At 73.9% G+C, this 18,980-nt stretch carries 20 protein-coding genes; 8 read left to right on the top strand and 12 right to left on the bottom strand.

From position 1 onward, the window contains the following. From KMS84_RS02920 to KMS84_RS02905, 4 genes are all read left to right on the top strand, one after another. On the top strand, nucleotides 1-496 hold a 496-nt coding region (locus KMS84_RS02920), incomplete at its 5' end, for an FAD-dependent oxidoreductase (protein ID WP_256914411.1). Further along, on the top strand, nucleotides 493-1,602 hold the full coding sequence (locus KMS84_RS02915) for a phytoene/squalene synthase family protein (RefSeq protein ID WP_256914410.1): 1,110 nt from the start codon (nucleotides 493-495) through the stop codon (nucleotides 1,600-1,602). The genes KMS84_RS02920 and KMS84_RS02915, both read left to right, overlap by 4 nt. After that, complete coding sequence (locus tag KMS84_RS02910) at nucleotides 1,599-2,678, top strand: Rieske (2Fe-2S) protein (protein WP_256914409.1); 1,080 nt, start codon at nucleotides 1,599-1,601, stop codon at nucleotides 2,676-2,678. The genes KMS84_RS02915 and KMS84_RS02910 overlap by 4 nt, the downstream gene beginning before the upstream one ends. Before the next feature lie 174 nt (nucleotides 2,679-2,852). Then, nucleotides 2,853-4,097, top strand: a complete 1,245-nt coding sequence (locus tag KMS84_RS02905; protein ID WP_256914408.1) for an NAD(P)/FAD-dependent oxidoreductase — start codon at nucleotides 2,853-2,855, stop codon at nucleotides 4,095-4,097. Between the two features lie 306 nt (nucleotides 4,098-4,403). Here the strand turns inward: KMS84_RS02905 and KMS84_RS02900 are convergent, their stop codons facing one another. Both KMS84_RS02900 and KMS84_RS02895 read right to left on the bottom strand, forming a co-directional pair. Next, entirely contained in the window at nucleotides 4,404-5,366 is a 963-nt protein-coding gene (locus tag KMS84_RS02900) for a sensor histidine kinase (RefSeq protein WP_256914407.1), read from the bottom strand. Further along, the gene (locus KMS84_RS02895) at nucleotides 5,363-6,169 is read right to left on the bottom strand and encodes an MEDS domain-containing protein (RefSeq protein ID WP_256914406.1); all 807 of its coding nucleotides are present in this window, start codon (nucleotides 6,167-6,169) and stop codon (nucleotides 5,363-5,365) included. Before KMS84_RS02895 ends, KMS84_RS02900 begins: the two co-directional genes overlap by 4 nt. Before the next feature lie 195 nt (nucleotides 6,170-6,364). Between KMS84_RS02895 and KMS84_RS02890 the strand changes: the two genes are divergently transcribed. Further along, nucleotides 6,365-7,090, top strand: a complete 726-nt coding sequence (locus KMS84_RS02890; protein ID WP_256914405.1) for a GAF and ANTAR domain-containing protein — start codon at nucleotides 6,365-6,367, stop codon at nucleotides 7,088-7,090. Nucleotides 7,091-7,135: 45 nt separating this feature from the next. On the opposite strand, the gene KMS84_RS02885 is transcribed toward KMS84_RS02890, so the two are convergent. Further along, nucleotides 7,136-8,233: a sensor histidine kinase gene (locus KMS84_RS02885; RefSeq protein ID WP_256914404.1), complete on the bottom strand. Its 1,098-nt coding sequence runs from the start codon at nucleotides 8,231-8,233 to the stop codon at nucleotides 7,136-7,138. Continuing rightward, nucleotides 8,226-8,954, bottom strand: coding sequence for a response regulator transcription factor (locus KMS84_RS02880; RefSeq protein WP_256914403.1), 729 nt, complete (start codon nucleotides 8,952-8,954; stop codon nucleotides 8,226-8,228). The genes KMS84_RS02885 and KMS84_RS02880 overlap by 8 nt, the downstream gene beginning before the upstream one ends. A gap of 348 nt (nucleotides 8,955-9,302) precedes the next feature. Here KMS84_RS02880 and KMS84_RS02875 point away from each other — a divergent pair, with 348 nt between their 5' ends. Beyond that, nucleotides 9,303-10,421: an endonuclease/exonuclease/phosphatase family protein gene (locus tag KMS84_RS02875; protein WP_256914402.1), complete on the top strand. Its 1,119-nt coding sequence runs from the start codon at nucleotides 9,303-9,305 to the stop codon at nucleotides 10,419-10,421. 69 nt (nucleotides 10,422-10,490) lie between these two features. Here the strand turns inward: KMS84_RS02875 and KMS84_RS02870 are convergent, their stop codons facing one another. Next, nucleotides 10,491-11,420: a YihY/virulence factor BrkB family protein gene (locus KMS84_RS02870; RefSeq protein ID WP_256914401.1), complete on the bottom strand. Its 930-nt coding sequence runs from the start codon at nucleotides 11,418-11,420 to the stop codon at nucleotides 10,491-10,493. A 205-nt stretch (nucleotides 11,421-11,625) separates the two neighbouring features. On the opposite strand from KMS84_RS02870, the gene KMS84_RS02865 reads away from it, so the two are divergent. Beyond that, on the top strand, nucleotides 11,626-11,991 hold the full coding sequence (locus tag KMS84_RS02865) for an STAS domain-containing protein (RefSeq protein WP_256914400.1): 366 nt from the start codon (nucleotides 11,626-11,628) through the stop codon (nucleotides 11,989-11,991). Nucleotides 11,992-12,003: 12 nt separating this feature from the next. Here KMS84_RS02865 and KMS84_RS02860 read toward each other — a convergent pair whose 3' ends face one another. From KMS84_RS02860 to KMS84_RS02830, 7 genes are all read right to left on the bottom strand, one after another. Next, a complete protein-coding gene (locus KMS84_RS02860) occupies nucleotides 12,004-12,528 on the bottom strand; it encodes a DEAD/DEAH box helicase family protein (RefSeq protein WP_256914399.1) in 525 nt (174 codons plus the stop codon). A gap of 508 nt (nucleotides 12,529-13,036) precedes the next feature. Beyond that, entirely contained in the window at nucleotides 13,037-13,540 is a 504-nt protein-coding gene (locus KMS84_RS02855) for an ATP-binding protein (RefSeq protein ID WP_256914398.1), read from the bottom strand. Between the two features lie 103 nt (nucleotides 13,541-13,643). After that, the gene (locus tag KMS84_RS02850) at nucleotides 13,644-13,982 is read right to left on the bottom strand and encodes an STAS domain-containing protein (protein WP_256914397.1); all 339 of its coding nucleotides are present in this window, start codon (nucleotides 13,980-13,982) and stop codon (nucleotides 13,644-13,646) included. Then, nucleotides 13,979-15,265 carry a PP2C family protein-serine/threonine phosphatase gene (locus KMS84_RS02845; protein ID WP_256914396.1) on the bottom strand — a complete coding sequence of 429 codons (1,287 nt, stop codon included), beginning with the start codon at nucleotides 15,263-15,265 and terminating at the stop codon, nucleotides 13,979-13,981. Before KMS84_RS02845 ends, KMS84_RS02850 begins: the two co-directional genes overlap by 4 nt. Then, nucleotides 15,265-16,068, bottom strand: a complete 804-nt coding sequence (locus KMS84_RS02840) for an alpha/beta fold hydrolase (RefSeq protein WP_256914395.1) — start codon at nucleotides 16,066-16,068, stop codon at nucleotides 15,265-15,267. The genes KMS84_RS02845 and KMS84_RS02840 overlap by 1 nt, the downstream gene beginning before the upstream one ends. 181 nt (nucleotides 16,069-16,249) lie before the next feature. Then, entirely contained in the window at nucleotides 16,250-16,420 is a 171-nt protein-coding gene (locus KMS84_RS02835) for a hydrophobic protein (protein ID WP_256914414.1), read from the bottom strand. A gap of 104 nt (nucleotides 16,421-16,524) precedes the next feature. Then, nucleotides 16,525-17,370, bottom strand: a complete 846-nt coding sequence (locus KMS84_RS02830; RefSeq protein ID WP_256914394.1) for an RNA polymerase sigma factor SigF — start codon at nucleotides 17,368-17,370, stop codon at nucleotides 16,525-16,527. Nucleotides 17,371-17,996: 626 nt separating this feature from the next. Here KMS84_RS02830 and KMS84_RS02825 point away from each other — a divergent pair. Further along, on the top strand, nucleotides 17,997-18,980 hold a 984-nt coding region (locus KMS84_RS02825; RefSeq protein ID WP_256914393.1), incomplete at its 3' end, for a L,D-transpeptidase.

The following is an 18,980-nucleotide window of genomic DNA, read 5'->3' as shown; positions in this document are numbered from 1 at the left end:
CACCCTCGCCCCGCCCGGCCGCCACCTCCACTACGTCCTCGCCCCCTGCCCGAACACCGACATCGGGCCGGACGCCGCCGCCTGGGGCGAGCTCGGCCCGCGCTACCGCGACAGCGTCCTGCGGGAGCTCGACCGGCGCGGCTTCGAGGGCATCGCGGAGTCCGTCGAGGAGGAGGCACTCGTGACCCCCGCCGACTGGACGGCCCAGGGACACGCGGCCGGCACCCCCTTCTCGGCAGCGCACACCTTCGCGCAGACCGGGCCGTTCCGGCCGCGCAACCTGGTGCGCGGCACCGACAACGCCGTCCTCGCCGGGTGCGGCACCACGCCCGGCGTCGGCGTCCCGACCGTCCTGCTGTCCGGCAAGCTCGCCGCGGCCCGCATCACCGGGGGGCACACGGCCGCCGCACCCCGACGCCCGCGCGCCGTCCCCCGCGTGCCGGACCCGCCCGTGCCGCCCTCGGGGCCGGCCGTGTCGGAAGGAGCCTCGTCATGACGGTCCGTGAACTCGACGCGGCGGGCATCACCGAGCCGGCGCTGCGCGACGCCTACACACGCTGCCGGCGGCTCAACGCCCGGCACGGCAAGACCTACTTCCTGGCCACCCGCCTGCTGCCCGTGGAGCGGCGGCCGGCCGTCCACGCCCTCTACGGCTTCGCCCGCTGGGCCGACGACATCGTCGACTCGCTGGACGACGGCGTCCCCGCGCATCGCCGCGCGGCCGATCTCGCCCGCCTGCACGAGCGGCTCCAGCGAGGGCTGCGCGACGGCAGCAGCGCCGAGCCGGTGGTGCTCGCGCTGGCCGACACGGCCCGGCGCTACGCCATCGACCACACCCACTTCGGCGACTTCATGGCGTCCATGCGCAGCGACCTGGAGGTCACCGACTATCCGACCTACGACGACCTGTGCGCCTACATGCACGGCTCGGCGGCGGTGATCGGGTTGCAGATGCTGCCCGTGCTGGGCTCCGTCGTCCCGCGCGAGGAAGCCGCCCCGCACGCGGCCGCCCTCGGCGTGGCCTTCCAGCTGACCAACTTCCTGCGCGACGTGGGCGAGGACCTCGACCGCGGACGCGTCTACCTGCCGGCCGACCTGCTGTCCGCGCACGGCGCCGACCGGGAGTTGCTGCTCTGGAGCCGCCGCACCGGCCGCCGCGACCCGCGCATCACGGCCGCCCTCAGGGCCTTCGAGGGCCTCACCCGCGGCGTCTACCGCGAGGCGGCGCCCGGCATCGCGATGCTCGAACCCGTGTCACGCCCCTGCATCCGCACGGCCTTCGTGCTCTACGGCGGCATCCTCGACGCGGTCGCGGACGACGGGTACTCGGTGCTGCACCGGCGTGCCGTGGTGCCCCGGCGACGGCGGGCCGCGGTGGCGGCCGACGGGCTGGTGCGTGTGGCGGCGGCCCGCATGCGGGCACGCGCGGTGCGCCCGACGGCGGTGTCCGCGCACCCCGCCGCACCGAACGCCGCACCGGCCTCCGATCCCTCGGCGCCGTCCGCCGCCGTCGCGCGGCCCGCCGCGCCGACGCGGAGCGCGGCCGCGCACCCGGCGCACCGGCCCGTCGCCGCGCAGCCCCTGCCCAAGGAGGTCATGTGAACCCCCGTCGTCCCGTCCGCCGCGGACGCCTCCCGCTGTCCCTGCGCAGGGACCCGGTCGCCTGGGAACGGCAGCGTCCGACGTGGCGCGAGGCCCGCCCCGCGGTCATCGCCCAGGCGCTGAAGCGCGCGCAGGCACGTCCCTCGGGCAACTGGTTCGTCGTGGGCGCGACCCGGGACGTCCGGGCCGACCGGCCCCTCGCCCGGACGATCGCCGGACGGGAGATCGTCGTCTGGCGCGACGCCGCGGGCCGGCTCGTCGCCGGGCCGGGCGTCTGCCCGCACCTGGGCGCGCCGCTGCGCGACAGCCCGGTCCGGTGCGGCACCCTCGTCTGCCACTGGCACGGCCTCGCCCTGAGCGGCGGGCCGTTCGCGGGGTGGGAGCCCCTGCCGGCGTACGACGACGGCGTGCTGGCGTGGGTGCGCCTGGACGACGTGGGCGGCGAGCCGCCCCTGGACGCGCCGGTGGTGCCCGCACGGCCCGCCACGGCCCGGGCCGTGAGCGCCGTGTACGTGGGCGTGGGCGTCTGCGAGCCGGAGGACGTGGTGGCCAACCGGCTCGATCCCTGGCACGGCGCCTGGTTCCACCCGTACTCCTTCGTCGACCTGACCGTCGTGGACAGCCCCGCGGCCGCGGGCAGGTCGGGCGCGCGGACGGAGGCGGGCGCGGACGCCGACGCGGAAGCCGAGGACGAGGCCGCGGCGACGCGGGAGGACGGGTTCGTCGTCGACGTCTCCTTCCGCGTCGCCGGGCGGCTGGTCGTGCCGGTGCGCGCCGTGTTCACCGCGCCGGAGCCGCGCACCGTCGTCATGCACATCACGGAGGGCGAGGGCAAGGGCTCGGTGGTCGAGACGCACGCGACGCCGCTCGGCGTCGACGACCGCGGCCGGCCCCGCACGGCGGTGGTGGAGGCCGTCGTCGCGGCGTCCGAGCGCCCCGGCTTCGCCGTGGCGCGCCGGATGCAGCCGCTGCTGCGCCCTCTGGTGCGGGCCGCGGCGGGCCGCCTGTGGCGCGACGACCTGGCCTACGCGGAGCGGCGCTGGCAGCTGCGCTCGACGGGACGCTTCCCCGGCTGAGCGACCCCGGCCGATCGCCGCCGAGCCGTCGATCGGACAGGACCCGATCGTTGCGTCTCGCCCCGCGGTGCATCCGCGCCCGCGGCCGAGGCCGAAGAGAGGTCGACGGCGCCCGCCGCACGGCGGCCCCGCGCCCCGCGCACGACGGCGGGCGCCGCGACGGAAGGAGACGACGTGACCGCAGGCCGTGGCGCCCCCGACGTCGTGGTGATCGGAGCCGGCGTCGCCGGGCTCGCCTGTGCCCAGGACCTGGTCGCGGCCGGTGTCGCGGTGCGGGTCCTGGAGGCCTCGGACGGGGTCGGCGGCCGGATGCGTTCCGACCGGGTGGACGGCTTCCTGGTCGACCGCGGCTTCCAGGTCTTCAACACGTCCTACCCGCAGGTCCAACGACGCCTGTCGCTCCCCGCGCTGGCCCTGCGCCCGTTCACCCCGGGCGTGCTCATCCACACCGAGTCCGGCCGGCGCCGCCTGACCGACCCCCGCTCCCAGCCGTCCGCGCTCGCCGGCCTCCTCTCGGGGCGGGTGGCGGGAGCCCGTGACCTGGCGGCCCTGGGCGCGCTCGCGGCCTCGGACGCCCTGCTCCCGCCGCACCGGCTGAAGCGGCGCCCCGACCGCAGCACGCGGGCGGCGCTCGCCGAGGCCGGGTTCACCGACGCCTTCGTCGAGCGGTTCTTCCGTCCCTTCCTGTCCGGAGTGTTCCTGGAGGACCGGCTGGAGACGTCCGCCCGGGTCTTCCACCTGGTGTGGCGCAGCATGCTGCGTGGCGCCCTGTGCCTGCCCGCGGACGGCATCGGAGCCGTCCCCCGCGCGCTCGCGGCAGCCCTGCCGGATGATGCCGTGCGGCTGGAGACCGGCGTGGAGCGGCTCACCGGCGACGGGGTCGAGACCGCCGCCGGTGAGAGCGTTCCGGCACGCGCCGTGGTGGTGGCCACCGGCCCCGGGCCCGCCGTCGCCCTGATACCGGACGTCGAGGTGCCCGACTACCGGACGGTGACGACGTACTACCACGCCCCGGAGCGGTCACCGCTGCACGAGCCCACCCTGCTGGTCGACACCCGGCGGCGGTTTCTCAACACCTGCGTGCTGAGCGAGGTCGCCGCCTCCTGCGCGCCGCCCGGGCGGGCCCTGGTCGCCACCTCCGTGCTGGGCGCCGACGCCGAGGGCCGGGAGCCCGCGCTGCGCGAGGCGCTGAGCGAGGTGTACGGCGCCGACGCCGGCCGCTGGGAGCTGCTGACCGTCCGGACGGTCCCCGAGGCCCTGCCCGCGATGGCGGCCCCCCAGGAGCTCACGCGCACGACCCGGGTGGCCCCGGGCCGGTACGTGTGCGGGGACCACCGCGCGACCGGCTCGGTCCAGGGCGCGCTGGCCTCGGGCGCCCGCGCCGCGCGGGAGGTGCTGCGCGACCTGCCGTCCCGGTGAGCCCTGGATCCCGGCGATGCCGCCGGGCCGGGCGTCTGCTGCACTCGAGGGATGGACGCCGGCCGGAGCGCGCCCGCCCAGGGGCTGCGGGCGACCCCGACCGAACCGCTCTCCTTCGGTCACAGCACTGCCGGGCGGGACGGACACCCTGGCACGGCTGCTGCGCGCGGCCTGGTGTGCGGCATCTGATGCACGACGGGCGGCTGACGCCCCACACCCCGACGCCCGGCGTCAGGCGTCCGGCTGCGCGACGACGCCCTCCTGGTGTACGCCCCCCCCTGCGCGTCCGGTCGTCCCGGCGCCGGCTCAGCGGGGGACGTCGACGTGGAGGCGGATGGTGGTGCCGTGGTCGCGGACGGAGCGGATCTCCACGAGGTCGCAGAGCTGCTGGGCGAGCCACAGTCCACGGCCGCCGATCTGGTCGGCGCTGGGACGGGTGCGGCCCGCCATCACGTCCGGGATGTAGCCGGCGTCGCGGAACTCGCACACGAACGTGGCGTCCTGGGTCCAGGTGCGCAGGGTCCCGTGGCCTCCGCCGTGCCGGATGCTGTTCGTGGCGATCTCCGTGACGGCGACGGCCAGTCTGCGCTGCTGTTCCTCCAAGAGGCCCGCGTCCGCGGCGCACTGGGCCACCTTGGAGCGGACCGCGGCCAGGTCGCCGTGGGTGTAGCTCAGCTCCTGGAAGGGGTCGCAGGCGGCGGACAGGGCCTCGAACGGGTACTCGTCGGCGGTGAGGTAGCCCTCGTTGCGCACGTAATGGCCGTCCTGGCGGATCAGGGGGTGGCAGCGCGAGACGGTCTCCAGGGCGCTGCGGTCGTCAGCGGCGTCGTCGTACGGGCACAGCATCGACCAGGCGGAGCTGCGGGCGAAGGCGCGGTTCAACAGCCACTCGTGGTAGCGCAGTTCGGACAGGTGCGCGGCGCTGCGGGCCTCGCGCCAGGCCGTTTCGCCGATGCCGCGCACCGGCCTGTCCCCCTCGCCCCGCTCCTGCATCCAGGTGACCCAGGCGCCGACGAGGCGGCCCGGGTTCGGTCCGAGCGTCGTGGTGTCGACGAAGGTCACGGCGGGCTCGTCGCCGAGTGCGTCGCGCAGGAGTGACGCCCGGTCCGGCGGGACGGCGACGACCACGGCCTCGCCGCCCTCCAGCGCCTCCTGGACGTACGCCAGGGTCCCGGACAGGAACTGCTCGGTCCCGCGATAGGGGTAGAGCTCGTGGCGGAAGTGAGACCGGCCCCCGTCGGAGGCGGGTGCGGGCGGGGACGTGGTCATGCGGCCATCACCACCGGCACGCCGGCGCTCGCGTATCCCGCGAGTTCCCAGCACAGGCGCACGGTCTCGTTGGCGCCTTCCACGACGACGCGGCGATCGGGCAGGTGACGGGCCGCGTCGACGAGTGCGTGCATGCCGGCGGCGTCGATCATCTCCAGGGAGTCGAACCGCAGGTTCACCTTGGGCGAGAAGCGCATCACCGCACGCATCGCGGTGTTGAACGCGTCCGCGCCCTCTGAGTCGATCACACCGTCCACGCTCCAGACGTCGGCGCCCGCACTGTACATCCGGAAGGCCGGACGCTCAGCGCGTATGCCCATCTCGTGCGGGTGCACACCTGCCACATGTTCCAGCGTAGGCCCGTCCCACTGCGAAGGCCGGAAGGCGCAGACCACGATGGCGTTGCTCTCCGAGGCGAACTCGTCGAGCCTCAGCTCCTGGGCCACCAGGTCCTCGGCTCCGTCGCGGGCCCCGGCGGGCGCCCGCTCGGTCAGCACACGCACCGACCGGAACCCCTCGCGGAGCGCGGTGCGCGCCTCCTGGCGCACCGCGGCCAGGAGGGAGTCGGAGTCCAGGACGCGGCGCGGGTCGAGGATCACCGCGGCGGCGGGCACGGCGTCGCGGGGAAGACCGAGGACGGCGTCGACGGAGCCGACGACCACGATCTTGTCGCCGTACAGAGCGCCGTCCGCCACGTAGGCGAGCACATCCGCGGGCGACGCGTCGGCCGAGTCCGGGCGCCAGCAGATGTGGTCACCGAGCTCGACGTCGTCGAACGTGGCCAACGTCCGCGCCGCTCTCACCTGGTCCCCTTTCCCAACGTCCCACCCGTCCCGGGCTACAGAGAGTACCGGGCCGCGCGGTGGGGTGGGGGGCCGAGCGGAGATCCACTACGGGTCAGCGGCCTCCCCGCGGCGGGCGGCCGGCGGCCGGCGGACATGATCCGTAGCGGTCCGGGCAGCCGTGTGGGGGAAGAAACCCACGCCAAGGAAACGACGATGAACGCGGACGCCGTACACGACGGCAGCCAGGTCACCCGGTGGCTGCTGGAGACCGACTCGCTGGAGGGCTTCCTGCAGACCCTCGCCGAAGCCGCCCTCGCCCTCTCCCGGGCCCAGGGCGCGGGGGTGACGATCGAGGGCGACGGCGAGCCGATGACCGTCGCCGGAGCGGGCGTCGCGGCGATGAAGCTGGACGAGAAGCAGTACGGACAGGACGACGGCCCCTGTCTGGAGTCCCTGCGCACCGGCGAGGAGATCCACGTCGGCGACATGCGCGAGGAGACGAGGTGGGGCGACTACCCCGCCTACGCCGTCGACTGCGGCATCCTCAGCACGCTGTCGCTGCCGATCGCCGCGCACACCGGCGCCGCCGGCGCCCTCAACCTCTACGCCGCCCCGCCCCACGCCTTCGAGGACCGCGACCTCGGCGCCCTGCGCTCCCTGGCCGCTCAGGCCACCGGCGGCATCGCCCTGGCCCGGCGCATCAGCCACACCCAGGAGTTCGCCGACCAGTTGCGCACCGCGATGGAGTCGCGCAGCGTCATCGACCAGGCCATCGGCGTGATCATGGGGCAGCGCCGGTGCACCGCGCACGAGGCGTTCGGCGTGCTGCGCTCCGCCTCCCAGCGACGCAACGTGAAGCTGCGCGACGTGTGCGCCGACCTGATCACCAGTCTCACCGGCCGGCCCCCGACCACGCCCGAACTGCGCCGGAGCACCTGACCGGAGCAGGGGTCCGGGCGGACGTCCTCCCCGGCTGCGCCCGCTTCAGACCGCGGGCAGTTCCACGGTGACGCGGAGCCCGCCCGTGGAGCGTGGCGCGAGGGTGAGCATCCCGTCGTGCGCCTGAGCGATGGACCGGACGATGGCCAGGCCGAGGCCGACGCCCGCGTGGGCGGCGTGTACACGCTCGGTGCCGCGCTGGAACGGTTCGGTGAGCGTCGAGGCCGTCTGCGCGGTGACCTTCTCGCCGGTGTTCTCGACGGTGAGCAGCACGGTCTCGGGACGCACGGCGGTGCTGACCCGCACGGTGCCCCGTTCGGGGAGGTTGTGGACGATCGCGTTGTGCACGAGGTTGGCGGTCAGCTGGAGCAGCAACGCCGGCGAGCCCGTCGTGGGGGCGACCTCGCCGACGGTCTCGACCGCGACGCCGTGCCGGTCCGCCAGGGGGACGAGCGTCTCGACCGCTTCCTCCGCCAGCAGGGAGAGGTCCACGGGTTCCGGGGTGAACGACCGCTGCCCGGCGCGGCTGAGCAGCAGCAGCGCCTCGGTGAGGTCGATCGCCCGGGCGTTGACGGCGTGCAGGCGGTCGAGGACCTCCGCGGTGTCGTGCCGCGGATCGCTGCGAGCGACGTCCAGCAGCGCCTTCGAGGTCGCCAGCGGGGTGCGCAGCTCGTGGGAGGCGTTGGCCGCGAACCTCTGCTGTTCGGCGACGTGGGCCTCGAGACGGGCGAGCATCTCGTCGAAGGCGTCGGCGAGTTCGCGGAACTCGTCCTTGCGTCCCGGGAGCCGGACGCGGTGGGAGAGGGATCCGGCCGAGGCCAGGCGGGCGGCGTCGGCGATGCGGCTCATGGGGGCCAGCATCCGGCCGGCGAGGACCCACCCTCCGGCGAGGCCGAAGGCCAGCAGGAGCGCGAACACCGCGGCCGCCCTGGGCGCGAAGACGCGCAGGAGATTGGAGCGGACGGGAAAGACGCCCGGGTGCGGGGCGTCCACGGACCCGTTGATCATCAGCGCGCGGTCGGGGACGTAGCGCAGCAGGAACACCCACACCGCCGCGAGCAGCAGGACTCCGGCGAGCATGAGGAATCCGGCGTAGCTGAGGGCGAGCCGGGCACGCACGCTCAGACCGGACGCCCTATCCACGCGCGCCCCTCTCGCTCGTCCGGCCCGCATCGGCCGCCCCGGCCGCCGCATCGGGCGCATCGGCCGCCTCGATGCGGTATCCGACACCAGGGACCGTGACGATGATCCCGGGCTCGCCGAGCCGTTTGCGCAGGGCGGAGACGGTGATGCGGACGGCGTTGGTGAACGGGTCGGCGTGTGCGTCCCACGCGCGTTCCAGGAGCTCCTCCGCGCTGACGACACCGCCCTCGGCGGCCACGAGGACCTCGAGCACGGCGAACTGCTTCCTGGTCAGCGCCACGTAGCGGCCGTCGCGGAAGACCTCGCGGCGGAAGGGGTCCAGCCGAAGGCCGCCGATCTCCCGCACCGGCGGCCTGTTGTGGGCGCGTCTGCGGTCGAGTGCCCGGAGCCGGAGCGCGAGCTCTCGCAGCTCGAAGGGTTTCGTGAGGTAGTCGTCGGCCCCGAGGGCGAACCCGGTGGCCTTGTCGTCGAGCCGGTCGGCGGCGGTGAGCATGAGGATGGGTATGCCGCTGCCCGAGGCGACGATGCGCCGGGCGACGACGTCGCCGGAGGGCCCGGGGATGTCGCGGTCCAGGACGGCGATGTCGTAGGCGTGGGTGCTCAGCAGTTCGAGGGCGGTGTCCCCGTCGCCCGCGATGTCGGCGGCGATCGCCTCCAGGCGCAGGCCGTCGCGGACGGCTTCTGCCAGATACGGTTCGTCCTCGACGAGCAGCACGCGCATGCCGTCGATGCTACGAGTCGGCGCATATCGTCGGCGTATCGGAAACCGCATACGCGCGGGCAACACCGCGTTCCGTCCACTGGACGGCATGGCACTCACCCGATCCCTCGCGAGCGGCGGCAGCAAGGCGCACGCCCCCTCCCCGGCCCGCGCCCACGGGCTTCCCGGCCCCGGCGCCCGGGAAACCCGTCCCGGTGGACCGCACCGTCCTCGACCGCACCGTCCTCGACGTTCCCCCGCGTTCCCCGCAGGGGGGCCGCGAGAGGGGGCTGACGCGCCTCGCCTCCTCCCGGAGCCGGAGGACGCGGCCGGGGCCGTCGGCGTCGGCGTCGTTGAGCGGGCACGGCGATGACACGGGTGGACGCGGCGGAGACCGGGCAGGACGGCCCCGGGCCCGGGGGCACCGGCTCGGGCCCTCCGGACGCCGGGTCCGGTTCACGGTGGGCGGCCCTGCGTCGGCGGGCGGGCCCGCGCCGGGTGATCCTCGGCGTCTCGCGGCCGGAGCCCTGGAGGCGCGGCCGGCTGCTCGCGGCGTCGGCGGTGCTGCTCGGCCTCGTCCTGCTGCTGCACGCGTGGATCCCGAACCGGATCGGAAACCTCGGCAGCCTGGTGGAGACCGTGCTGCCGTGGTTCGGCCTGGTCATCCCGCTGCTGCTGGCCGGCGCGCTGTGGCGACGCTCGGCCTCGGCGGTGACCGCCCTGCTGCTGCCGGTGCTGGTGTGGCTGCATCTCTTCGGCGGGCTGCTCGGCGACAGGTCCCAGGCGGGCGGCGACCTCGTCGTGGCCGGCCACAACGTCGGAGCCGACAACCCCGATCCGGCCGGCACCGCCCGCGCCCTGTCCGCGTCCGGCGCCGACGTGCTGGCCCTGGAGGAGATCACCTCGCGGGCGAGGCCGGTCTACGAGAAGGGCCTGGCGAAGGCGTACCCGTACCACGTGGTGCGGGGGACGGTCGGACTGTGGAGCAGGCTGCCGCTGACGGACGCCAGGACCGTCGACACCGCGATGGACTACGGACCGCTGGCGGCGACCAAGCCGGCCGAGGTCAAGGCGGCCTACGCCCGGGCGCTGCGCGCCACGGTGACCACGCGCCACGGTCCGCTGGCCGTGTACGTGGCCCACCTGGGTTCCGCGCGGGTGAACCCCAGGGCCGGTTTCTGGACGGACTCGCGCGACCGGGGCGCGCAGGCGCTCGCCCGGGCCGTCGCCGCCGAGCACAACGCGCGGGTGGTGCTGCTCGGCGACCTGAACGGCGTCGTGGACGACCGCGCCTTCGACGGCCTGACCTCACGGTTGCGCTCCACCCAGGTGGCGGCCGGCAGCGGCTTCGGCTTCACCTGGCCGGCGAGGTTCCCGGTGGTGCGCATCGACCAGATCCTGGTCCGCGGCGTGACGGCGCGAAGCTCGTGGTCCCTCCCCGCCACCGGCAGCGACCATCTGCCGGTCGCCGCCGCGATCAGCTGGTGACCGCCGTGACCGGGCGCCGGGCTCCCCCGCACGACCCGTCGCCGCAGGCGCTCCCGCGGCGAGAGCCGCTCACGAGGGGGCCGGCCCTCGGCGGCTCGCCGGGCAGGCCCCGGCCGCACGCTCCACGGCGCGCACGGAATCCGGCACGTCGGCCGCCTCGAAGGGCTTGGTCAGCTCCGCGTTGAACTGGGCTCCGACCAGGAGGGCCAGATTCGACAGCCACAGCCAGACCAGGAAGACCACCACTCCCGCCAGCCCGCCGTACAGACGGTCGTAGGTGCTGACGTGCGCCGTGTAGAGGGCGAAGGCGAGCGACACCGTGAGCAGGAGCACCACGGCCAGCGTCCCGCCGGGAGCCATCCTTCCGACGGGGCGGGAGCGCGCCGGCCCCGACCGGTACAGGACGAGCACCAGGGCCACGGCGACCGCGGCCACGACCGGCCACCGCAGGGCGTCCCATGTGGCCTGCGGCGCGGTCCCCAGGTCCAGCACGTGCCCCAGACGCCGGGCCAGACCGCCGCTGACCAGCAGCGCGAGCGTGGACGTGAGGAGCAGCGAGCTCAGCACCACGGCCGTCAGGACGATGCGCGGCGCCGTGCGCCAGACCGGCCGGTCGGCGCTGGTGCGGTGCATCGCGTACAGCGCCCGGCGGAAGACGCTGAGGTAGCTGCATCCCGACCACAGCGCTCCCGTCCCGCCGACGAAGATCAACGTCCAGGCCGTCGACGACTGCTCGGACATCTGGCGCAGGGTGCTGCGCAGCAGGGCACGGGACTCGGCCGGGGCGGCCTGCGCCATGCGCTCGATGACCTCGGGCTTCGCGGTGGGCATGGTCAGCCCCAGGATCGAGAGGATGACCAGCAGCAGGGGGAACAGGGCCAGGACGGCGTAGTAGGTCAGCGCGGCCGCCCAGTCCGTGACGTCGTCGTTCCAGACCGTCACCGGCGTCCTGCGCAGCGCAGCCCACCACCCGACCCTACGATCGTCCGCATCGCCCATGACGGGGATGCTCTCACCCTGCGCTTCCAACCCGTCCCCCAGCTCTGCGCCGCGACACCCTCGGTACGTGTGTCCCTGCTACCCCGACACGTGCCGCCTAGCCGGACGATCGCCCGGCCGGTCCTGGTGCATGCCGCCGCGCGGGTGGGGCAGAATCGTCCGAGCACGCCCTTGAGCGGGCGAGCCCAGGCGCAGCCGAGGAGACGTGAACGACATCCCCAGGGACGACCGGCCGAATCATCTTTCCGTCCAGCCCGAAGTGGTCGACGGCGTCCTCGTCGTGACCGTCGAGGGCGAGATCGACCACGACGTCAAGGACGTCCTCAGCCAGGCGATGCTGTTCGACGGCGGCGCGCAGCCCCCGCGGATCGTGGCGGACCTCAGCGGCGTGACCTTCATGGACTCCAGCGGCATCAACGTGTTCGTCACCGCCCAGCGGCGGGTGAGCGGCGCTCAGGGGTGGCTGCGCATCGCCGGCGCCCAGGAGTCGGTCGTGCGTCTGCTGCGTCTCGTGGGCATCGACGAGCTCATCCCCTGCCACGCCACCGTCGAGGAGGCCCTGCGCGCCTGAGGCGGGCGGACGTCAGCGCTGTACGGCCTCGGCGATCCGCCCGGCGGCCTGGGCGGGCGTGAGGTGTGTGGTGTCGACGACCTCGGCCTCGGCGTGCAGCCAGGTGCGGGCCGCCTGCGCGTAGGGCTCGAGGTGGGCGAGGCGGAACGGGGAGGGGACCGGGTCGGCCGCCTCGATGCGCCGGCGGAGGGTGTCCTGGTCGGCGTGGAGCACGAAGTGCCGTACCGGGATGGCGTGTCGGGCGAGCCCGGAGCTGATCTCGCGCCAGTACCGCTCCACCAGGACCGTCAGGGGCATCACCAACGTGCCGCCGGCGTAGGCGAGGACGCGGTGCGCGGTCTCCACCACGAGCGGCCGCCACGGCGGCCAGTGCTGGAAGTTGTCCACCCCCGCCCCGGGCAGCGCCGGCGTGATGTCCATGAGGGTCTCGCCGACCTTCTCGGCGTCGAACACCCGGGAATCGGGGATCAGTCGGCGCACGAGCGCGCCGGTCGTCGTCTTGCCCGCGCCGTGGGTGCCGTTGAGCCATACGATCATGGGCCCAGGCTAGCGTCGGCCGCCGGGCGCCCGCTCGGGCCGACGGGGGCGGCGACCGGCGATGAGGTCGGCGGCGGACCGCTGATCAGGCCTGGGGGCACGAAAGTGGCGGTCGGCGAGACGGCGGGAGTGCCGGGCGTCGGTGGCGGAGCGCCGGCGCAACGCGCGGTCGCCCGTCGGGGCGCAGCGGACCGGGGAGGTCCACGGCCGTCCCGCCGGGGCCGCCGTGCCCAGGATCAGGGGGAGGTCGGCGTCGGCGACCGTCGGGGCGTGGGCCGCCGGGCGCGCGTCCGTCGTGTCACGCCCGGTGTCTTCGCCTGACCCGGCCCCGCTGCGGACCGGCGGCGCGCGTTGACCCTCAGGTGCAGCGCTCGTTCGCCCTGGATCACCACGTGGGGGTCCTCCAGGAGCCGTTGGCCGTCGACGCCACACGCCCATGAACCGCTCGGTGAGGAGATGGCCGCGGGAGTCGCGGTCGTGGAAGCGGCTCCCCTCGGGCGGCTGACGGTCAGCCCGGGAGGAGGGCGGCGGCGGGCCCGCCGAAGGCGGCGCCGCCGCGGTTCGCGGTCAGGGAGAGATGCGCGGTGACCAGCTTCCCCGTGGCGCGGAGGGCGACGACGACCTTGTCGCTGACGGTGTGGACCAGGTGCATGCCGTGACCGCCGATGCGGCGCGGGTCGGCCTTCCTGGGCGCCGGCTTCTCGGTGGAACTGTCCCAGACCGTGATCGTCAGTTCGTCGTCGGTCAGCTCCAGGGTCATTCCACAGGGGCCCGGCGCGTGCCGGATGGCGTTGGTGACCATCTCGCTCGTGGCGAGTTCGGCGTCGGCGGCCAGGGAGTTCGGCACCACGGCACGGTCCGTGCGGCGGGCCTGTCCGAGGAACGCCCGCAGGGCCTGACGGGCGTCCGCGGCACGGGCGGCGCCGTCCCCCCAGATCGCGCCGTAGCGCAGCGGGGCGCCTTCGTCCCGTCCCGGGCCCTCTGCCGTCTGCTTCCTCCGCGGGGTGACCATAGGGGTCTCTTTCGTTGCGTTCACCGCTCTTGGGCGCTTCGGTCTGTTCTCCTCCCCCTTCTACCCGGGCGCCGGTGGCCCATACCGGCGACGTCCCCTTCCGTCAGGGCCGGGTCGCGGCGTCGCTGTCGGGGTGCACGGCGAAGATCTGGTCGAGGCCGACGACGCGCAGGATGCGCAGGGTGTGAGCGGGGACGGCGGCGAGTGCGACGTCGGCCCGGGCGGCGTGCGCGAGGTTGCGGGCCGCGATCAGGGCGCTGATGCCGCTGGAGTCGCAGAAGTCCATGCCGGCCAGGTCGAGGACGAGCCGCTGACCTGGCCGCAGGGTGGTCGTCAGGAGCCGGTCGGTCAGCTCGGCGGCGTGCGGATAGGCGAGTTCGCCGATGATCTCCAGAACGGGACCTGTCACGGCGTCTCGGGCGGTGATCCTCAACTGGCTCATGCGTGCTTCGTGGTCCTGAGGTCGGGGGCGGGAACGCCGAGGGCGAGCAGGGCGGTGTCGTCGTCGAGTCCGTCGCCGAAGTCGTCCAGCAGCCCGGTGAGGGCCTCGATCACGGCGTGCGGCGGCCTGCCGGCGTGGGCGGCGGCGAAGTCGCGCAGGGCCTCGTCCCCGTACAGGCTGCCGCGGTCCTGGCCGGTGCGGGCCTCGGTGAGGCCGTCGGTGTACAGCAGCAGGGTGTCGCCGGGGGTGAGGACGGTGGCGGCGGTGGCGAAGCGCGCGTTAGGCAGCGCGCCGACGAGGAAGCCGCCCGGCGTGGGCAGGAAGCCGGCGGTGCCGTCGGCGCGCAGGACGAAGGCCGGGGGGTGGCCGCCCGAGGCGAGGCGGACGGTCGCCGTCCCGCTCTCGGCGTCGGGTTCGACGACGCCGAACACGGCGGTGCAGTAGCGCGGGTCGCCGCCGGTGTAGCGCTCGTGCAGCACCGTGTTGAGGGTGGTGAGCGCCGAGACGGGGTCCGGATCGTGCAGAGCGGCGGCCCGCAGGGTGTAGCGGGTCAGCGAGGTGACCGCGGCGGCCTGGGGGCCCTTGCCGCACACGTCCCCCAGGAAGAAGGCGAAGCGGTCGCCGCCGACGGGGAAGAGGTCGTAGAAGTCGCCGCCGAGGCGGTCGGGAGACGCGGTGCGGTAGTGGGCGGCCGTCTCGACCCCGGGGACCGTCGGCAGGGAGTCGGGCAGCAGCGACTGCTGGAGCGCGGCCAGGGCGTCCTGGAGCCGGGCGCGGTCGGCCTCGGCCTGTCTGCGCGCCTGCTCGGCCTCCTTGCCGGCGCGCAGGAGTTCGGCCTCGTAGGCGCGGCGGTCGCGGGCGTCGAACAGGGTGGTGCGGATCAGCAGCGGCTCGCCGTTGCCGCCCTGTTTGATCACGGAGGAGACCAGCACCGGCATCCGCGCGCCGTCGGCCCGCTTGATCTCCAGGGCGATGCCGCCGATCTCGCCCTGCATGCGCAGCAGCGGCGCGAAGTGCGTCTCGTGGTACAGCTTGCCGCCCACGCTCAGCAGGTCGGTGAAGCGCATCCGGCCCACGACCGCGTCCCGCTCCAGCCGGAGCCAGCCCAGCAGCGTGTCGTTGATCTTCGCGATGGTGCCGTCCATCAGCGTGGACAGGTAGCCGCACGGCGCGTTCTCGTACAGTTCCTCGGCGCTGTCCTCCAGCAGTGCGGCGAACGCCGCGTCGGCGGTCCGTTCGTCGCCCGTGCCCTGCTGGTCGGGCTGCTGCCCGGTGCGGCACATCACCGCCGGCCGGCCAGGAACGCGGTGATCGCCTCGTTGGTGGCCTCCGGAGCGGACAGGTGGGGGCAGTGCCCGGTCGCGTCGAGGGTGACCAGCGTCGACCCCGGGACGGCCCGGTGGACGAAGGCGCCGACCTCGCGGGGGGCGATGACGTCCTGGGCGCACTCGAGGATCAGCGTCGGCACCCGGACGGTCTTCAGGTCGTCCCTGGTGTCCGAGAGGAAGGTGGTCCGCGCGAAGACGCGTGCCATGTCGGGGTCGGTGGCGCAGAAGCTGTTGGTGAGCTCCTCGCCGAGCTCGGGGCGGTCCGCGTTGCCCATGATCACCGGGGCCATCGCGGCGGACCAGCCGAGGTAGTTCGACTCCAGGGAGGCCAGCAGCTCGTCGATGTCGTCGGCGCCGAACCCGCCCCGGTAGCCCTCGTCGTCGATGTAGCGCGGGGAGGGGGCGACCATCACCAGGGCCCCGATGCGCCGCGGAGCCAGGTCGGCTGCCAGCACGCCGATCATCGCGCTGACCGAGTGCCCCACGAGGACCGCGTCGCGCAGGTCCAGGGCCTCGCACACCTCGACCACGTCGCGCGCGTAGCCGTCGAGAGAGGAGTAGCGGTCCTCGGAGAACGCCGCCGGATCCGAGCGGCCCGACCCCACGTAGTCGAACATCACCACGCGGTATTCGCCGGTCAGGGCGGGTACGGTCAGCCGCCACATGTTCTGGTCGCAGCCGAACCCGTGCGCCAGGACCACCGTCCGCCCCCGCGGGTTGCCGGTGACGGTGACGTTGTTCCTGCGCAGGATGTCCATGCGCCCCACCCTCTCAGACGCCGGCCGTCGCTCCCGCCCGGCCGTGCGTCTCCACCCGTCGCACCCGCCTCCTTCACAGGTCGCGCAGAGAACCGGGCGGGGGCCCGGGTGCGCGGGGGCGTGCGCAGGGACCGGCCGTCAGGACGGCCGGTCCCTGCCGGGGTGGGTGCACCGGATCAGGTCACCACCGGTACCAGCGGCCGCGGCCGCCGCCGGCGCTGGTGGAACGCATGACGAAGCCGAGCAGCCAGAGCACCAGGACGGCGATGGCCACCCACCACAGAACCTTGACGGCGAAACCGACGCCGAAAAGGATGATGGCGAGAAGCAGCACGAGAAGCAGGGGAACCATACTCATCGACCTCCTTTCCCTCCGACTTCCCGGTCCTGCCCGCGATACGCACGGCCCGCTCCGCTCCGGGCGACTCGGCCCCCGGTGGAGCGGTTCCCGCCGGCTCAGTCCTGGGTGAGCATGCCTTCGCGCAGCCGGGCGAGCGTGCGCGACAGCAGGCGCGAGACGTGCATCTGCGAGACGCCCAGGCGTTCGCCTATCTGGGCCTGGGTGAGTTCCTCCACGAACCGCATGTGGATGATCTGCCGGTCCCGGTCGTCGAGCTCGCAGAGCAGAGGGGCCAGGGCGTGGAAGTCCTCGACCAGTTCCAGAGCGACGTCCTGGGCGCCGATGAAGTCCTGGAGGGCCGATTCGCCGTCCTCGCTGCCGCTGATCGTGGCGTCCAGGGAGGAGGAGTTGTAGCCGTTCGCGGCCAGGCGGGCCTCGCGCACCTCGTCCTCGGGGAGGCTCATCAGCTCCGACAGCTCCTTGACCGTCGGGGTGCGTCCGAGGCGGCTGCGCAGTTCCTCCGTGGCGCGGGCGAGATGGACCCGGGCTTCCTGCAACCGGCGCGGGACGTGCACGGCCCAGGTGGTGTCCCGGAAGAAGCGCTTGATCTCGCCCACGATGTAGGGGATCGCGAAGGAGGTGAACTCCGCCTCCCGGGACAGGTCGAAGCGGTCGATCGCCTTGATCAGGCCGATCATGCCGACCTGGACGATGTCCTCCATCTCCTCCGCGCCCCGGCCGCGGAACCGGCCGGCCGCGAAGCGGACGAGGGACATGTTCATCTCGATCAGGGTGTTGCGTGCGTAGCTGTGTTCCGCGGTGCCTTCCTCCAGCACCGCCAACTGGTCGAAGAACAGCCTCGACAGTGCCCGGGCGTCCTTCGGCGCCACCCGGGAGGGATCGGCGACCTCCGGCAACTCGTGCACCCGCGCGTCCGTTGCCGTCGTGCTCATGAGCGCCATGACATACCCCTCCCACCGTCGAAAGCCCGCCTCGGCTGCCGGTCGCCTGCTCCCGGCACAGCCGCGCGACTACCCCCGCATCCCGCATCCATGCGGCCGAGGGGGCGGTTGGCGGGGATGCGCCGTGCGGCGGGCCGTGTGCGGCGGATCCGGTGACGCCTCTCCGCGGCCGAGCCCGCCGCCTCCGCGTCCACTGCCACTGCCACTGCCACTGCCACTGCCACTGCCACTGCCACCAGTCATGGTGGTGGGTGGGGTCGCACGTCGTGGAGCGCACGCGCCGGAGCCGGACGGCCCGGGTGCTCCCGACGGCGTCCCAGGCCGACTGCTCCTGTCAGATGGGTGATTGACGGTGCATCCACCGGGAACCACCGAACTCGCGCGGTACGTGTCGCCCGTGCCGGAACGCCTCATCCAGCTCATTCCACGCGGATCACGCATGGACGGCGTCCGGGTTTCGACGGTGCGCGGTCGGGCACCCGCCCTGCCTACCGCGGCGGGGGGCTTCCGCGCAGGAAGTCTTGGGACACCTTTTACGCGACACTTGCAACTGAGAATCACCCTCCCGCCGTCTGAGAGTGAGTCGGGCCCGTCGGGGCCGAAGGGCGAGAGAGCGGGGACAGGTCGTGGGACGGCGCAAGGGCGGCATAGGGATCGCACTCGTCACGGGTGTGATGCTGGTGGGTGCGACGGCCTGTGGCGGGTCCGGAGGCGGCAGCGACAAGGCGGGCGGCAGCGACGCCAAGGGGTCGGGCGCCCCGAGTGCGCACGCCTCTCCCTCGCCGACCAAGCCCGCCGGCCCGCCGATGCTGCTGGAGACGATCACCCCTCAGACGGGGACCACGGTCGGCGTCGCCATGCCGATCTCGGTGGTCTTCACCGACCCGGTGGCGGCCAAGGCGCGGGCCGCGGTCGAGAAGCACCTGAAGGTGAGCGCCTCGCAGCCGGTGGCCGGCGCCTGGCACTGGTTCGGCGACAAGCGCGCCGACTGGCGTCCCAAGGACTACTGGCCCTCCGGCACCACGGTGAAGGTCGACGCGGACATGAAGGGCGTCGCCAACGGCAACGGGCGCTTCGGCGTGCGCGCCTACACGCACACCTTCAAGGTCGGCGACGACGTGCGCGCCGACGTCTCGGTGACCGGCCACACCATGAAGGTCACCCGCAACGGCAGCGCCGTGCGCACCCTGTCGATCAACGCGGGCAGCGCCCAGTACCCGACGTGGAACGGCACGATGGCCGTCATCGACAAGGAGAAGGAGGTCCACATGACCTCCTGCAGCGTCGGCATCAGCTGCGACAAGGGCAGCCCGAACTTCTACGACCTGACGCTGCCCTGGGACGTCCACCTGACCCAGTCCGGCACGTACGTGCACTACTCGACCGGGGACCCGAACCCGGGCGGCGGCAGCGCGCGCGGCTCGCACGGCTGCGTCCACCTGTCCCTCTCGGACGCCAAGTGGTTCTACGACCAGGTCAAGCAGGGCGATCCCGTCACCATCACCGGCTCGCCCCGGGCCAAGGCCGAGGCCGACAACGGCTACGCCGCCTTCAACCTGGGCTGGAACGAGTGGCTGACGGGCAGCGCCTCCGGGGAGCAGACGACCGCG

The sequence above is a fragment of the Streptomyces hilarionis genome, assembly GCF_024539675.1.
GTDB lineage: Bacteria > Actinomycetota > Actinomycetes > Streptomycetales > Streptomycetaceae > Streptomyces > Streptomyces hilarionis.
Note: the sequence above shows the minus strand (reverse complement) of the source record. Positions and strands in the feature narration are given on the sequence as shown.

Coding starts and splice junctions, on each gene's coding strand:
- KMS84_RS02915 (WP_256914410.1), top strand. CDS start 493: ATGACGGTCCGTGAACTCGACGCGGCGGGCATCACCGAGCCGGCGCTG.
- KMS84_RS02900 (WP_256914407.1), bottom strand. CDS start 5,366: ATGACCACGTCCCCGCCCGCACCCGCCTCCGACGGGGGCCGGTCTCAC.
- KMS84_RS02890 (WP_256914405.1), top strand. CDS start 6,365: ATGAACGCGGACGCCGTACACGACGGCAGCCAGGTCACCCGGTGGCTG.
- KMS84_RS02880 (WP_256914403.1), bottom strand. CDS start 8,954: ATGCGCGTGCTGCTCGTCGAGGACGAACCGTATCTGGCAGAAGCCGTC.
- KMS84_RS02875 (WP_256914402.1), top strand. CDS start 9,303: ATGACACGGGTGGACGCGGCGGAGACCGGGCAGGACGGCCCCGGGCCC.
- KMS84_RS02870 (WP_256914401.1), bottom strand. CDS start 11,420: ATGGGCGATGCGGACGATCGTAGGGTCGGGTGGTGGGCTGCGCTGCGC.
- KMS84_RS02860 (WP_256914399.1), bottom strand. CDS start 12,528: ATGATCGTATGGCTCAACGGCACCCACGGCGCGGGCAAGACGACGACC.
- KMS84_RS02855 (WP_256914398.1), bottom strand. CDS start 13,540: ATGGTCACCCCGCGGAGGAAGCAGACGGCAGAGGGCCCGGGACGGGAC.
- KMS84_RS02850 (WP_256914397.1), bottom strand. CDS start 13,982: ATGAGCCAGTTGAGGATCACCGCCCGAGACGCCGTGACAGGTCCCGTT.
- KMS84_RS02845 (WP_256914396.1), bottom strand. CDS start 15,265: ATGTGCCGCACCGGGCAGCAGCCCGACCAGCAGGGCACGGGCGACGAA.
- KMS84_RS02840 (WP_256914395.1), bottom strand. CDS start 16,068: ATGGACATCCTGCGCAGGAACAACGTCACCGTCACCGGCAACCCGCGG.
- KMS84_RS02835 (WP_256914414.1), bottom strand. CDS start 16,420: ATGGTTCCCCTGCTTCTCGTGCTGCTTCTCGCCATCATCCTTTTCGGC.
- KMS84_RS02830 (WP_256914394.1), bottom strand. CDS start 17,370: ATGGCGCTCATGAGCACGACGGCAACGGACGCGCGGGTGCACGAGTTG.